General features: G+C 41.5%; 10 protein-coding genes and 1 pseudogene. 5 read left to right on the top strand and 6 right to left on the bottom strand.

Going from position 1 to position 13,940, the window contains the following annotated elements; translation table 11 throughout:
* The first annotated feature begins 29 nt into the window (after nucleotides 1-29).
* The 4 genes from recD (at nucleotide 30) to B2W49_RS05050 (ending at nucleotide 6,712) form a co-directional block, all read left to right on the top strand.
* Nucleotides 30-1,814 (top strand): exodeoxyribonuclease V subunit alpha, encoded by a 1,785-nt coding sequence (gene recD, locus B2W49_RS05065; protein WP_291335128.1) that lies wholly within the window; start codon nucleotides 30-32, stop codon nucleotides 1,812-1,814.
* Between the two features lie 818 nt (nucleotides 1,815-2,632).
* Nucleotides 2,633-2,902 carry a 30S ribosomal protein S15 gene (gene rpsO / locus B2W49_RS05060; RefSeq protein ID WP_004975922.1) on the top strand — a complete coding sequence of 90 codons (270 nt, stop codon included), beginning with the start codon at nucleotides 2,633-2,635 and terminating at the stop codon, nucleotides 2,900-2,902.
* A gap of 261 nt (nucleotides 2,903-3,163) precedes the next feature.
* Nucleotides 3,164-5,251: a polyribonucleotide nucleotidyltransferase gene (gene pnp, locus B2W49_RS05055; protein WP_291335167.1), complete on the top strand. Its 2,088-nt coding sequence runs from the start codon at nucleotides 3,164-3,166 to the stop codon at nucleotides 5,249-5,251.
* A gap of 222 nt (nucleotides 5,252-5,473) precedes the next feature.
* Entirely contained in the window at nucleotides 5,474-6,712 is a 1,239-nt protein-coding gene (locus B2W49_RS05050; protein WP_291335125.1) for a magnesium transporter CorA family protein, read from the top strand.
* A gap of 288 nt (nucleotides 6,713-7,000) precedes the next feature.
* On the opposite strand, the gene B2W49_RS05045 is transcribed toward B2W49_RS05050, so the two are convergent.
* The 3 genes and pseudogenes from B2W49_RS05045 to B2W49_RS05035 all read right to left on the bottom strand — a co-directional run bounded on the left by B2W49_RS05045 (nucleotide 7,001) and on the right by B2W49_RS05035 (nucleotide 8,503).
* Nucleotides 7,001-7,264, bottom strand: a complete 264-nt coding sequence (locus B2W49_RS05045; RefSeq protein ID WP_291335123.1) for a YdcH family protein — start codon at nucleotides 7,262-7,264, stop codon at nucleotides 7,001-7,003.
* A gap of 90 nt (nucleotides 7,265-7,354) precedes the next feature.
* Nucleotides 7,355-7,690: a chaperone modulator CbpM gene (locus B2W49_RS05040; protein ID WP_291335121.1), complete on the bottom strand. Its 336-nt coding sequence runs from the start codon at nucleotides 7,688-7,690 to the stop codon at nucleotides 7,355-7,357.
* 382 nt (nucleotides 7,691-8,072) lie between these two features.
* Nucleotides 8,073-8,503, bottom strand: a pseudogene (locus B2W49_RS05035) (DUF2147 domain-containing protein).
* Nucleotides 8,504-8,650: 147 nt separating this feature from the next.
* Here B2W49_RS05035 and B2W49_RS05030 point away from each other — a divergent pair.
* Nucleotides 8,651-8,788: a hypothetical protein gene (locus tag B2W49_RS05030; RefSeq protein WP_291335119.1), complete on the top strand. Its 138-nt coding sequence runs from the start codon at nucleotides 8,651-8,653 to the stop codon at nucleotides 8,786-8,788.
* On the opposite strand, the gene hslO is transcribed toward B2W49_RS05030, so the two are convergent.
* The 3 genes from hslO to B2W49_RS05015 all read right to left on the bottom strand — a co-directional run bounded on the left by hslO (nucleotide 8,781) and on the right by B2W49_RS05015 (nucleotide 13,843).
* On the bottom strand, nucleotides 8,781-9,656 hold the full coding sequence (gene hslO, locus B2W49_RS05025) for an Hsp33 family molecular chaperone HslO (protein WP_291335117.1): 876 nt from the start codon (nucleotides 9,654-9,656) through the stop codon (nucleotides 8,781-8,783). The two genes, B2W49_RS05030 and hslO, sit on opposite strands and share 8 nt — an antisense overlap.
* Before the next feature lie 50 nt (nucleotides 9,657-9,706).
* Nucleotides 9,707-11,548, bottom strand: coding sequence for a monovalent cation:proton antiporter-2 (CPA2) family protein (locus tag B2W49_RS05020; RefSeq protein WP_291335115.1), 1,842 nt, complete (start codon nucleotides 11,546-11,548; stop codon nucleotides 9,707-9,709).
* A 72-nt stretch (nucleotides 11,549-11,620) separates the two neighbouring features.
* Nucleotides 11,621-13,843, bottom strand: a complete 2,223-nt coding sequence (locus B2W49_RS05015) for a primosomal protein N' (RefSeq protein WP_291335113.1) — start codon at nucleotides 13,841-13,843, stop codon at nucleotides 11,621-11,623.
* Between the last annotated feature and the right edge of the window lie 97 nt (nucleotides 13,844-13,940).

Raw genomic sequence — 13,940 nt, 5'->3', positions numbered from 1 at the left:
ATCCTGTGGATAACTTTGAGGATAACTGTGTGGAAAACAAGCATATTCACTTAAATTCAGCGCAAACGCCAATGCAAGCGTGGATGGATTACCTGTGTCAGCCACCGTTTAGCAATGTCGCTTTTGATGCTTCAGCACAAATTTTGATGCAACAGGTACTCGATGCCATCCAGCAAGGGGATAGCTGTATTCCTGCAACTGCAGAGCAAGTAGCGGCATTGCAGCATTTGCACATGAACCTGCAGCGTAGCGCTTTAAATACTGATCCACAAATTGCGCCATTTGTATTTGATGGGCAGCGTTTGTATTTGTATCGCTACTGGAAACTAGAACATCAGGTCGCCAGCGATATTTTACGTATTCAGGCGCAGTCGCCTTTGTCATTTGAATTACAAACCGAGCAGCTTAATTTATTGCAAGATCCACAGCAGCAAAAAGCGTTACAGACTGCGGCAACTCAGAGTTTAAGCATTATTACAGGCGGGCCAGGTACAGGAAAAACCTATACTTTGGCGCATATTATTGCGGTACTTAATCAAGTTTTACCCAATATTCGCATTGCGATGGCGGCACCGACAGGCAAGGCGGCACAGCGGATGCAGGAAGCCTTGCAAAATGCTTTAAATAGTCAAGCTTTACAAGCATTTAATGTTGATGCCTTGCGTCAATTACAACCTGTGACGTTGCATCGTTTATTGGGCTTGGGAAATACAGGCAAGCCACGCTTTCACGCTAAACAGCCTCTACCTTATGATGTGATTGTGGTCGATGAAGCTTCGATGTTGGATTTAAGTCTGTCACAGATGTTATTGGCCGCTATTCCTGCGCAGGCGCGTTTAATTCTGTTGGGTGATGCGAATCAATTGGCCTCAGTCGATGTTGGTACGGTATTGGCCGATTTACAGCAAGTGCCTGATTTGGCAAATAACCGTGTCAATTTAGTGACTACACGCCGTTTTGCCGAAGGGGCTAAAATTGGCGCAATGGCGAAGTTCATTCAGCAAGAGCATTCCCCTGCACAGGTTTTGGCGGCGTTTGAAAAACAGGTGGTTGCTGCAACCCAGTTGCGCAAAATCAATTTAGCACAAATACAGGTCGATGAAGTCCAGCTTCAATATCTACCAAGTCAAGACAGCACAATGTCTGCAACAGATTTGGATGGCTATTATGATCAGCTGATGTATGGTTATCAGGCTTATGTAGCGGTATTAAAAGCACTTACCTTGAGCTTGGAACAATCGAGTACAGCATTTCAAGCGTATGTTACAGATGTCGTGAATGTATTTGATGATTACCGTATTTTAACCGCAATTCGTCATGGTTATTTAGGTCTGCAACAACTGAATGTGCAGATTGAAAAACGCTTGTTGCAACAGTTAAAACAAACAAAACATGGTGACTGGTATATAGGACGCCCCGTCATGATGACCTATAACGATTATCAACTGGGATTGTCGAATGGAGATATTGGCATTTGTTTTATGCGAGCGCAGCATGATCTGCGCCAGTTCGAAGTGTATTTTCCAAGCTTAAACAAATGGGTGCCTGCAACTCGCCTGCCTAAGAATATTGAAACTGCATTTGCACTTACCATTCATAAGTCGCAAGGTTCTGAATTTACTCATACAGCTGTGGTGCTAGATGCTACGGCAAAAAACTTGCTGAGCAAGGAGCTCATTTACACTGCTATTACGCGTGCTAAAAAGGTGGTGAGTTTGTTGGTTGATGCGCAAGCTTTGCAGCAAGCTTTGACTATTCGCACCCGTCGTAGCAGTGGTTTGTTAGCTAGAATTAATGATGTTTTAGATTATTAAGATAAACTAAGCAATAGGTGACTTTGTACGAAATAGCTTACATTGATTCGAGAAATTTGCGCATAGAGATTTCAGTAACTTTTTGAGAAGATGACTTCACACAAAAAGCTCAATAAGGATTTTGAGCATAATCGCAGAATAATAATGATAATTGTCGATAGACAGCGAACTAACAGGACGTGAGTGAAAAGAGGAAACTTACAGCCGCTAAGCCTTGTAGTTTTGGGAGAGACTACAGGGCTTTTTTATGTCTATTGTTTTTGTTGGCTTGTAAAATACAGACAATGCTTAGCTGTTGTAAGAAAAAGCTTACAAATAGATACGAGAAATACGACTTCTTTCACTTTAGTATTATGGCAAAATCTACCACACAAGGACGTGAAACCAAGAACAGGAATGTTCAGAGAAGAAGACGCGAAAACGCGCAAATAATCACAATAAACAAAACAATAAGAATGATAAGACAAGAAACTACAGCGCAAAAACAGCCCGAGCTCTGCTCGGGCTGTTTTATTTTAAGGGCAAAATATTCCAGTAGACGAAAAGTGGTTGGCAAAATATGACATATTATCAATCATATACATTTGTATACTTATTTGCCTTAGATACTTTATACCTAACATGATGTGTATACCCTTAGCATAAATCATATTTGATTGGGATATCTCAAAATTAAAAGCGCTTGTTTGTCGTTCTGTTTTGCAATCGGCACGTTTTTGCCTTAAAATAATGTCCTTGCTGTAGTGATGCACGGCAGTCAATTGAGCAATCAATTGATCGGTATCAAATCTTTTTATTAAGCATCTCGGAGAAATCGAATGGCTTTAACAAACGCAGATCGCGCAGAGATCATTGCTAAATTTGCTCGTGCTGAAAATGACACTGGTTCACCAGAAGTTCAAGTAGCGCTTTTAACTGCTCAAATCAATGACTTACAAGGTCACTTCAAAGAGCACAAACACGACCACCATAGCCGTCGCGGTCTAATCCGTATGGTTAACCAACGTCGTAAGTTACTTGACTACCTTAAAGGCAAAGATGTGACTCGTTACAGCGCATTGATTGCTGCTTTAGGTTTACGTCGTTAATTCGATTTAAGCTTTTATTTTCGGACTATTGCATGTTGAATGCTGTATTACTGAAAACTAAAGTATATCTAGCCTTGGCTAGATCAGTGGAAGGGGCGAATGATTCGCTCCTTCTTTGTGTTTAAAATTCGTGTTTCATTCGAGTGAGGTCGGCTTCTAAGCTTTGTCATTTACCTAAACAATTGTGTTGTGAATGCCAAACCTTAGGGGTCTCCACGAGAATAATTGTTCACAAGAACTAGGAAAAAATAAAACATGTCGATGTTTAATATTATTCGTAAAGAATTCCAATTTGGTCAGCACCAAGTTGTACTGGAAACTGGTCGTGTAGCGCGTCAAGCCAACTCAGTGATGATTACCATGGGCGGCGTAACTGTATTAGTTGCTGTTGTTGCTCAACCAACTGCTAAAGCAGGTCAAGACTTTTTTCCACTGACTGTTAACTATCAAGAAAAACAATATGCTGCAGGTCGTATCCCTGGCGGTTATGGTAAGCGTGAAGGCCGTGCTTCAGAAGCAGAAACTTTAATTTCACGTTTAATTGACCGTCCAATTCGTCCGTTATTCCCAGAAGGTTACTACAACGAAATTCAAGTCACTGCATCAGTTGTATCTTCTGACAAAACGATGGAAGCTGACATTGCTGCAATGTTAGGTACGTCTGCGGCACTTGCGATTTCAGGTACACCGTTCCGTGGCCCAATTGGTGCGGCGCGTGTGGGTTTAATCAACGGTGAATACGTTCTTAACCCAAGTCACGAACAACTTGCTCAATCTGATCTTGATCTTGTTGTTGCAGGTACTGAAGCTGCTGTATTGATGGTTGAATCAGAAGCGAAAGAACTCTCTGAAGACCAAATGTTGGGTGCAGTTCTTTTTGGTCACGATGAAATGCAAATTGCAATTCAAGCAATCAAAGAATTCGCAGCAGCAGCGGGTGCAACAGAGTCAACTTGGACTGCTCCAGAGAAAAATGAAGACCTTCGTGCAAAATTAAAAGAAGCGTTTGAAGCAAAAATTTCTGAAGCCTACACCATTGCCATCAAGCAAGACCGTTATGCAGCACTTGATGCTCTTCATGCTGAAGCAATTGCGCAATTCGTTCCTGAAAATGACGAAACAGGTATTGCTGACGAAGTTAACGAATTATTTGAAGACCTTAAATACCGTACAGTTCGTGACAATATCTTGTCTGGTAAACCACGTATTGATGGTCGTGATACTAAAACTGTTCGTGCAATCGACGTACAAGTTGGCGTGTTAGAGCGTGCACACGGTTCTGCATTGTTTACCCGTGGTGAAACTCAAGCGTTAGTTACCACTACTTTAGGTAATACACGTGATGCCTTAATGGTCGATACTTTATCGGGTACTAAAACAGACAATTTCATGTTGCACTACAACTTCCCTGCATACTCTGTGGGTGAAACAGGTCGTGAATCTGGCCCTAAACGTCGTGAAATTGGTCATGGTCGTTTGGCACGTCGTGGTGTGCAGGCAGTTCTTCCTGCGGCAGATCGCTTCCCGTATGTGATTCGTATCGTATCGGACATCACTGAATCAAACGGTTCATCTTCTATGGCGTCTGTTTGTGGTGCATCGTTATCACTTATGGATGCAGGGGTTCCATTGAAAGCACCAGTTGCGGGTATCGCAATGGGCTTAGTGAAAGAAGGTGAGCGTTTCGCTGTGCTTTCTGACATTTTGGGTGATGAAGACCACCTTGGCGACATGGACTTTAAAGTTGCAGGTTCTGCTAACGGTATTACTGCACTGCAAATGGACATTAAGATCGAAGGCATCACTGAAGAAATCATGGAAGTTGCATTAAACCAAGCTTATGCAGGTCGTATGCATATCTTAAATGCAATGAACCAAGTGATTTCGCGTGCGCGTCCAGAAATTTCAATGCATGCGCCAACTTTCCAAGTCATCAACATCAACCCAGACAAGATTCGTGACGTGATTGGTAAAGGTGGTGCAACCATCCGTCAAATTACTGAAGAAACCAAAGCGGCAATTGATATTGAAGATAACGGTACAGTGCGCGTATTTGGTGAAACCAAAGCTGCTGCGCAAGCTGCTGTTGCAAAAATTCAGGCGTTAACTGCTGAAATCGAGCCAGGTACAATTTACACAGGTAAAGTGATCCGTATTGTGGAATTCGGTGCGTTTGTAAACATCCTGCCAGGTACTGACGGTTTACTTCACATTTCTCAAATTTCAAATGAGCGTATTGCCAACGTTGCAGACGTGTTGAAAGAAGGCCAGGAAGTGAAAGTACAGGTTGCTGACGTAGACAACCGTGGTCGTATCAAATTAACGATGAAAGACATTGAACAAGCGTAATGCTGTATTGATGATCTGAAATAGTCAAAAACCCGTATTCAATCTGAATGCGGGTTTTTTTATGCTAAAAATTTTGTTGCATCGTACTAAAAACATCTTAGACGCATAAAAGCTACATAAATTACAGCATGTATTTGTAAAGAAGCCTGATCCATGCTTAAACTGTGCACATCCTAAAATCCCAAAAAACTTACAAGAAACTGAAAATAGAGTGCCTGTTCTATGCAAAGTTATTATTTTTATCTGCATACCAATCATAAAACCAATATTTATGCGCAAAAACAGCCAATTGAAGGACTTGAGCCTGAATTTATCTGGATTGATTGCACCCGTGATAATGTGCTTAACCGTGCAGAACAATGGCAACAAGAGATTTTTCAGTACAGTCAATTATCGCTTAATGAATATCATGTGCGCGATATTTTAAATATAGAGCATCCTTGTGCGTTTGATACTTTAGATGATTATGACTTATTGATTTTTCGAAAACTGATCACACCTGAAGACCATATTGCCACAGGGCAGCAAGTCGGGGAAAAACATGAACGGGTTTTTGGACTGGCTACCACGCCAATGAGCTTTATCATGACGCCGCAGATTTTGATTACGGTGCGGGAACAGGGCAATAAAGTCATAGAAAGTTATTTGTCACGTGTGGAAGCTGCGATGCAACGCCCGATTGAAGAACAGAATAAAGCACGCAAACTGGCAGCAACACCGTTAGATTTAACGTTGCGTTTACTTAATTTGGTGGCGGATGATTACTTGGATATTCGCATGCCACTGACCCGCCGTGTGGAATATTGGCAACAAGAGTTGTTGCAGGGGCATCGTCGTTTTACCCGTTGGCATCAATTGCTGCAAGAAAATATGGCCTTTCAGCAAGTTGAAAATTTATGTGAAGAGCAAATTGAAGCCTTGCAGGAACTGCGAGATGAAATTGTCGATAACTACCCACATTTACGTGGAAAAAAACGTAATGAACGGCAGGATATTATTTTGGTACGTTTGGATGATTTGACCAGTCATATTGAACGAATTCAAAAGCATACCATTCGTTTACGTTCTGCAGTGCAAACAGCAATTGATCTGCATTTTTCTGCCATTGCCAATCAAACCAATGAAAATATGCGGATTTTAGCCATCATTACCGCAGTTTTTGCACCTTTGACTTTATTCACAGGTATTTATGGCATGAACTTTGAGTTTATGCCAGGTTTAAAACATGCACAGGCCTTCTGGATTATGCTGGGTGTAATGATCATGACCACTTTACTGTTGCTGTATTATTTCTATCGCCGTCACATGGTGGGGCGGGGTGAAAAAAGTGTGATTGATATGCTAGCGCAACAACATAGCGATCAACACATGAGTTTATTTTGGTTTTTAGATTATGAACCAATTAAGCAAACCGTGAAAGGCACTATGAAAGAAGTCGAAAAACTGACTAAACTTAAATAATCCAGAAGATCAACTTGCAGATGTGGTAAAAAATTAGGTTCTAGTCGATACAGATATCACAAGATAATTCGTTGATAAACGTTTTCCACAGACCTCAAAAGTTATCCATAGGGCTTATAAGCTTATCCACAGATTGAACGAGATAGCGGACATTTAGCTCAAGATGGCAGATTTTTGAATGGTCTCTGAACACGGCTTCAGGTTTAAATACGCCATCTTGTTTTGCTTTTTCTTGCTGTGTCCTACATTTGATTGTATTAGGATTTGCAGTTCAGATCTGTATGTGTTTTAAGCCAACTGATCATTTTGTGCATTACGCAGCAAATGATACATTTCATCTTTCAGTCTTAATTTTTTGCGTTTCAGTGCTTCAATGTCATCATTAATTTGATGCACAGGATCAAGCTCTAACTGGCTTATTTCACGGTCTAGCTGCTCGTGATCTTCAAAAATTTTTGAAAAATGTGGATTGTTGTCGCGTAATTCCTGAATTAAATCACGAAACTCAGGAAACATATTTTTAATTTTCTTGTTGCAGTCTTTGGTTTTCATTGTGTCGATCATTCTCATTAAAAAAATTTACGGGCATAGAAAGAAAAACGCTCTAGCAAGGTGATGAATCACACAACTAGAGCGTGAGGATTAACTATGTTGAAAATTCAGATGTTTAACTTGTTTGCGTAAATTTTGCACTTCATCAATCAGGTCAAGCATCATAGCAACAGCTGAAAAACTGGCATCAAAATCACGTTGCAGCCGATAGGCTTGGCGTGCACGGCTGACATCTTCACCAAAAAATTGGTGGATGCGTTCGGCAGGGCGGGAAGGCAGGATGTCATATTCTAAAAGTTGTAAGACCCATTCAGGGCTTTGCCCACACGTTTCGGCAAATTTTTTTAAATCTAACTGGGTAAATTCTTCAATAATTTCTGTGTGCTGTCCGTCTGAAGTGATTTCACGATATAAAATAGTGGTCATGGCATACTCCTTCTGATCGAATTCAAACGAGTTGGTTCGTCTGAAAATGAGGGATTACTTTACATCAATAATTGGTGGATATCCAATAAGCGACTCTCTATAATTTAGCCTGTGTACGCTGTAATAGAATATTTTATTTGTATTCCTTTGGTGAAATTCAGCCAATCCTTTGCTGTACTCGCGCCTGTTATATTGATGTGCCAATTTGGCTTGTGCGTATCGATGTTCTATAGATATTAGTCTATTTTTTGTTCAATGCCATCCATTATTTCAATTTTTTGGATTGAACGGTTGTGTGGTGTTAAAAATGATTGTTTCAAAATTTGGCAATAAAATGGTTCTTAAAAAAGAACCATGTAAATCAATATCTTAGTTTTTGGAATTAGTATTTTACCCAAGTTACACTGCGACCAATCACCGAAACACCTACATAGCCACGTAAGGTGAGGCGCTTACCGTTAGCGCTTAAACGTGCTTTACCTTTATAAACTTTACCGCCAATTGGGTCTAAAAATCATCTTCATAAAATTCAATTTGATTGCTTAGCGTCGCTTTTAAGTGACTTAATGGCACAAGACCTAACAGTGGCTTATCTTTATTTTTACCCGTACAGAGTGCGCAGTTTTCCCAACGCGATGCGCAAGGAATCACACGGAGCTCTATAATTGTAGCGGCATACGCGCCTTATTTATCTTTACTCATGACCACGTCAGACAATGAAAAACCTGTGCGGTAGTCTAATGTTTTTCATTTGCCTAAAAGTGGGTCTGCATTGGCGGTATAAGCTAAACTTGAATAGCAAATCGCGCTGATAAAGGCTAAACGAGAAAGAACAGAGTGTTCATAAAACTAATATCGCACAGAAGAAGTAGCTTAAAGGTATAAAAAATATGGGATTACTTATACCTAATTTATGCGGTATTTTCTCGTAATTTGATGGAATTTTATGAAATTAATGACATGAAAAATAATAAAATAAAAGGTTTTGACGATGGCCGTCAGGCAAATAAAAATGAGCAGCATGGACTGCTCATTTTTAATGAGTTTTTAGGATTGCATCACATATTAATCATGGCATTCACCATGCAATTTAGCTGAGATGTTCTCCAAATAAACTCAATGCTTCTTCGGCACTAAAGCTATATTGTGTGCTGCAGAATTGGCAATCCATAGTAATTGGATTCTGGTATTCCAAAGTTTCACGAACCGCAGAAACGCCAATTTGAATTAAGGCATTCGCACAGCGTTCTTTGGAGCAAGTGCAACCAAAACGCAAGGCTTCTACTTCAGGCAAACGGACTTGTTCTTCATTGTATAAACGGTACAAAATTTCATTGACATCTAAATCAGTTAATTCTTCTGCTTTTAAGGTTTCAGTCAGCATGGTCACGCGTGGCCATAAATCTTCATCGACCCGTTGTTGTTCTTCTTCACTGTTACGCGGCAACAATTGAATGAGCAAACCGCCCGCACGTTCGGCATTGCTTGCCAACACAATACGGGTTGGAATTTGTGCGGATAAATCGTAATACTGTATTAAACATTCAGCTAAATTGCCTTTGTCCAAAGGCACAATACCTTGATAACGCTCACCAAATTCAGGCTCGATATTAATAAACAGTACAGGACTGACCAAACTTTTCAGGACGGTGCTGCTGTCTTCAGCGCTTAAAAAGCGTGGGTCTTGTTCGTAGTCTGCCAACGCACGCACTTCACCCAAGTGGTTACATTCCGCCATGGCCCATTTAAATGTGCCAGATGCCTGAATTTGTAAGCTAATACGCCCTTTAATTTTTAGGGTACTGGCCAGCAGGGCAGTGGCACAAAGCATTTCTCCCAACAACACTTGTACCGCAGGCACATAATCACGTTGTTTCAAAATGGTTTGCAAAGCCTCTTCGAGATGAACTACTTCACCACGAACAGGGCTATCTTCAATAAAAAAGCGTTGGCGTAAATCAGACATAAAATTCTCCATAACCCTGTTTTAATGGTGGCAATATTGTAAAACACAAGTCAGTTTGCTGCATCACGTGTCACATCAATATGACCGTTATGCAAGCCGCGTTTTAAATCGACACCCAAGGGCATTTCACGGTTTTGTGCATCACTTTCAAACAGGTGTTCCAGTTCTGCCAAAGCGTTACGATGGGTTTCATACACTTTTTGTTCATCGGTATAAATGTGCTGCTGTTGTGCCAAGAGTTGTTCATCATAATCACGGAACAACTCAATGCTTTTATAGGCATCTTCTTCATTAATACCCAGATCACGCAAGGCCTGATATGCCATGCCTAAAGAGGATAAATACGTTTCACGCCAAATATAGTTGACGCCCAAATCCCGCAATAAATGCACATGATGCCGATCACGTGCGCGTACCAATAATTTTAGAGTTGGATAATTCAGGCGAATATGTCGTGCCACATTCATTGAATCTTCAATATCATCAATCGCAAGAATAAAGATTTTGGCATATTCGATTCCTGCGGCACGTAAAATTTCAGGTTGAGTGGCGTCACCATAATAGACTTTGCCACCGTGATTTCGCACGAAATCAATTTTATCTATATTGCTGTCGATGGCAGTAAAGTGCAGATGTTGTAAGTACGCCACACGAGCAATAATTTGTCCAAAACGACCAAAACCGGCAATAATCATAGGGTGATGTGTATCTGGAATTTCATCATATTCAGGCGATTTTTCACGTTCTAGGCGGGGAATAATTTGACTGCTCATCAACCAATAAAAAATTGGGGTTAGCACCATCGATAAAGTCACAATTAAGGTCAGTGGTTGCAGCATGGCTTGACTGAGTACGCTTTCACTTTGTGCGACACTAAGTACCACAAAGGCAAATTCACCGCCTTGTGCCAAGCAAGTCGCCAACAACAAACTATTGCGCCAGGAATATTCGAAATAACGGGCAATGGCTGTGAGGCTAATCAGTTTGATGAGCATGAGCAGCAATGCTCCGCCCACAATCAGCCAAGGCATGTTCATTAAAATTGCCAGTTCGGTGCTCATCCCGACAGTCATAAAAAATAAGCCCAGCAATAAGCCTTTGAATGGTGCAATACTGGCTTCTAACTCATGTCTAAATTCGGAATCTGCCAACAACACGCCCGTTAAAAATGCGCCTAAAGTGGTGCTAATGCCCAGCACATCCATAATGCTGACCACGCCAAGCACAATGAACAACCCGACTGCGGTGATCAGTTCATGTGCGCCACTTTTGGACACAAAGCGAAAAAATGGCCGCATGAGATAGCGACTAAATAAAAATAGACCGCTAAAGGTCGCGATGATCGCAGCAAAATAGGCAATGCCATGATGGGTTGACTCTGCACCTGCCAACATGGGAATAATGGCAATTAATGGAATGGCAGCAATATCTTGAAATAGCAGAATGGAAAAGGATTGTTGTCCATAACTGCTGCTGAGTTCCTGCTTTTCTTGCAACATCTGTAGCACAAAGGCCGTGGAGGAAAGTGCCAGTGCAAAACCGATCACCACACTTGAGGCAATGCCTTGCTGTAAGGCAAAAAAAGCCAAGATTGCAAGTAAAACCCCCGTGATCCCGACCTGTAAACTGCCCAAAACAAAAATAGGTTTGCGCATTTGCCACAGCCGTTGTGGACGCAGTTCCAAGCCAATAATAAACATTAGGAACACCACACCATATTCTGCCAAATCCTGAATATCATCGGGGTCACTGGCAATATTGAATACGCTAGGCCCTAGCAAAATGCCTGTAAACAAATAGCCCAATACAGTCGCAATGCCAAAGCGTTTTAGTAAGGGAACCAAAACCAATGATGCGCCTAGAAAAATGGTTATTTGTAACAATAAGGACATGTGGTCATCCAAAGTTTAAAGCGGTGGATTATTGAAATAAGTGCTAATACAGCCCAGTTTCAATTTAGGGTGTTAGCTGAATTCTTGCGGATCTATATCTAAACTTAGTTTCATGCTGGATGGCTTTTCATGCAACATATTTTGCCACCAGTTCCTGATATAAAAATGTAAGCGTGCTCGATCTTTAGACAACAACACCATGTGTGCATGGAAACGTCCTGCTTTACGTTCCATTGGCGCAGGAATCGGCCCCCAAATTTCAATCAATTGTTCTGAATGTTCTCTCAGCCATTGTGCATGTTGTTGTAAAAATTGCTGGTTTAATTCCTGGCTTTTAGATTCACAGCGAATCAAAGCACTGTAACGATAGGGCGGTAATTGTGCAGCTTTGCGTTCTTTTAAAGTTTGTTTGGCGAACTTGCGGTAATCTCCCTCGACCAACGTGGTGAGAAGTGGATGATCGGGACGCACACTTTGCAAATAAACATCACCTTTATGCTCACCACGCCCTGCACGTCCAGTCACTTGCACAATCAGTTGAGCAGTGCGTTCAGGTGCGCGAATATCCACACTAAGTAAGCCTGCATCAATATCTAAAATTGCGACCAAGGTCACATAGGGAAAATGATGCCCTTTGGCCAGCATTTGCGTGCCCAATAAAATCAGTGGTTCACTGCGTTGAATACGGTCATAAATTTTTTGCCAACTACCCACTCGGCTGGTCGAGTCCCGATCTACCCGAATGACATCTACATTTGGAAACAGCTCATTTAAACTGTCTTCGACTTTGGCAGTGCCCATGCCAATAGGTTTGAGCTCTGTATGATTACAGGCAGGGCATTGCTCAGGTTTACGATGAATTGTACCGCAGTGGTGGCAATGCAAATGCGTATAAGGTTGATGATGTAAGGTAAAATTGGCATCACAATTTGGGCATTTGGCTTGCCATGCGCAGCTCTCACAAATCAATACCGGTGCATAGCCGCGTCGGTTTAAAAACACCAAAACTTGTTCTTTTTTAGCCAAGCGTTTTTTGATTTCATCAATCAATTGTTGGCTAATACCGTGCTGTTTTTTGGCAATTTTTAAATCAATCAGGTGGATTTTGGGCATTAGTGCCGTGCCCGCACGTTGATTTAACTCCAGACATTGCATTTTACCTTGATCGACTAAAGCATAGCTGTCAATGCTTGGAGTCGCCGAACCTAAAATAACGGGGCAATTTTCCAGATGGGCACGATACAGTGCAACATCACGGGCATGGTAGCGAAAACCTTCCTGCTGTTTAAAAGACAGGTCGTGTTCTTCATCTAAAATAATCAAGCCTAAATTTGGCAATGGGGTATAAATGGCAGAGCGTGTGCCTAAAATAATGGATGCTTTACCCGTTTGTGCGGCTTGCCACGCTTGCAAACGCTTGGAATCATTTAAACCTGAGTGCAAGAGCGCAATGTGGCAATGAAAACGCGACTGAAAACGGCTAATGGTTTGCGGCGTTAGACCAATTTCAGGTACTAACACCAACACTTGTTTGCCCTGTTTTAGTACCTCATGCATGATGTGTAAGTAAACTTCAGTTTTGCCGCTGCCCGTTAAACCATCTAGTAAAAATGCCTTATATTGTTGTTGTACTTTAAGTACGCTGTCGATGGCTTTTTTCTGATCTGGATTAGGGGTTAAAGGCATTTGTGCCAAAGTCACTGGCATTGGGCTAAAATCTTGGGCTTCCAAAACACATGCGCAAATTTCTTTATTCGCCAAGGCTTTTAGGGTTGCCGTTTCAATGCCTGCCATATTTAAAATATTTTCAGAAGTGCCTGAAGGATGCAGCTTTAAAATTTTATAGGCTTGTTGCTGTTTTTCCGAGCGTGTAATTTTAGCTTCGGCATGTGCATCCAACAATTTCCAAGTACGCGCCAATAAATTATAGGGTTTGGCTTGGCGCAATAAACTTGGCAAGGCGCTTTGCATCACTTCACCAATCGGGAATTGATAATATTGTGCAGACCATGTCAACAAAGTTAAAACTTTAGAGTCTAAAATTGCTTGCTCATCTAACAGTCCGCTAATGGCTTTGAGTTTAAAACGAGGGTCAATTGGAGTATCGAGTGCCAGTTTTTCGACAATAATCCCGACCAAGTTTTGCCGACCAAAAGAAACCAAGACCCGCGCGCCCACCTCTGCTTGCTGATATTGAGCTGCACTGAGCATATAATCGAAGCAGTCGTAAAGATATACGGGCACAGCCACTCGAATACGATAAACAGGCTGTCGGTCTAAAGTTGAATCTGGCATAGAAAAAGTCGTATCGTCCTGTGAAAAATGGCTTCGTGCTCGACTTTGGCATGTGTTAGAGTGAGCACAGAATTTATATCTAAGAATATGAATGATT

The organism is Acinetobacter sp. UBA801 (genome assembly GCA_002296655.1).
Classification (GTDB): domain Bacteria; phylum Pseudomonadota; class Gammaproteobacteria; order Pseudomonadales; family Moraxellaceae; genus Acinetobacter.
Note: the sequence above shows the minus strand (reverse complement) of the source record. Positions and strands in the feature narration are given on the sequence as shown.